The sequence below is a fragment of the Actinoplanes sp. NPDC051633 genome, from assembly GCF_040681735.1.
Lineage (GTDB): Bacteria > Actinomycetota > Actinomycetes > Mycobacteriales > Micromonosporaceae > Actinoplanes.
In genome coordinates this window covers 1-1,316 of the sequence record NZ_JBFAZH010001656.1, presented here as the reverse complement: position 1 = coordinate 1,316, position 1,316 = coordinate 1, and the positions used below count along the sequence as shown (strand labels likewise).

General features: G+C 74.8%; 2 protein-coding genes and 1 pseudogene. All 3 read right to left on the bottom strand.

Annotated elements, in window-relative coordinates; all coding sequences use genetic code 11:
* Positions 1-464, bottom strand: a 464-nt coding sequence (locus tag AB0M20_RS44030) for an SAM-dependent methyltransferase (protein ID WP_364307496.1), incomplete at its 3' end; no start/stop codon positions are given.
* A complete protein-coding gene (locus AB0M20_RS44025; RefSeq protein ID WP_364307494.1) occupies positions 461-1,081 on the bottom strand; it encodes a precorrin-8X methylmutase in 621 nt (206 codons plus the stop codon). The genes AB0M20_RS44030 and AB0M20_RS44025, both read right to left, overlap by 4 nt.
* Positions 1,078-1,316, bottom strand: a pseudogene (locus tag AB0M20_RS44020) (precorrin-3B synthase); the annotation flags it as partial. The pseudogene AB0M20_RS44020 and the gene AB0M20_RS44025, both read right to left, overlap by 4 nt.

Here is a 1,316-nt window from a genome sequence, read left to right as displayed (position 1 = left end):
GTCACCCCCGGCACCACCACCGCCTCGTAGCGATCGGCCAGCCGCTTGTGCATGTGCATGTACGACCCGTAGAAGAACGGATCGCCCTCGGCCAGCACCACCACGTCGCGCCCGGCGTCCAGGTGAGCCGCGAGCCGTGCCGCGCTCTCGGCGTAGAACTCGTCGATCGCGCCCTGGTAGCCGCCCGGGTGGTCGGTGGTCTCGGTGGTGACCGGGTAGATCAGCGCCTCCTCGATCTGCCCCTCTCGCAGATAGGGCTCCGCGATCGCCCGCGCGTTGCTACGCCCGTGCCTCGCCGCGTGAAACGCGATGACCTGGGCCGACGAGATCAGCCGCGCGGCCTTGACCGTCACCAGCTCCGGATCCCCGGGCCCGAGCCCGACGCCGTAGAGGCGCCCGGTGCCGGGAGCCCGGCTTGGGTCGCCCGCGCCGCCGGCCACGGTCGCGCCCGCATCCGTGCTCATTCGCGCTCCGAGGCCAGCGCGTTGACCGCCGCGGCCGTCATCGCGCTGCCACCACGCCGGCCGCGCACCACCAGGAACTCGAGATCCGAGGCGGCCAGGGCGTCCTTCGACTCCGCCGCGCCGATGAAGCCGACCGGGATGCCCAGCACCGCGGCCGGCCGTGGCGCGCCCGCCTCGATCATCTCCAGCAGGCGGAACAGCGCCGTCGGCGCGTTCCCGATCGCCACCACCGCGCCCTCCAGCCGGTCGCCCCACAGGTCCAGCGCCGCGGCGCTGCGTGTCGTCCCCAGCCGCTCGGCGAGCGCCGGCACACTCGGATCGCGCAGGGTGCACACCACGTCGTTCGCCGCGGGCAGCCGGCTGCGGGTCACCCCGGCCGCCACCATCTCGGCGTCGCACAGGATCGGTGCGCCGTCCCGCAGCGCCTTGCGGGCCGCGGTCACCACCCCGTAGCTGAAGCCCACGTCGTCCACGAGGTCGACCATGCCGCAGGCGTGGATCATCCGGACCGCGACCACGGCCACGTCCGCCGGCAGCCGGTCCAGCCCCGCCTCCGCGCGGATGGTCGCGAACGACCGCCGGTAGATCTCCGCGCCGTCGCGCACATACTCCATCACGCCCTCCTCGCGGCCGCGACCAGCGCGCCCACCTCACCCGCCGATGCCGTCCCACCGAACCCCGGCGAGCTCACCTCGTATCCCGCCGCTGTCGCCTCGACCCGCACGTGCGGCACCGCCGGGCTGCCGCACCCGCGTGCGCAGCCGACCCAGTGCACCGGCAGGCCCTCGGCGAAACGCGCCGTCGCCCGGGCATCGCGCCGCACGTCGGCCAGCGCCTTCGCGCATCCCGGCC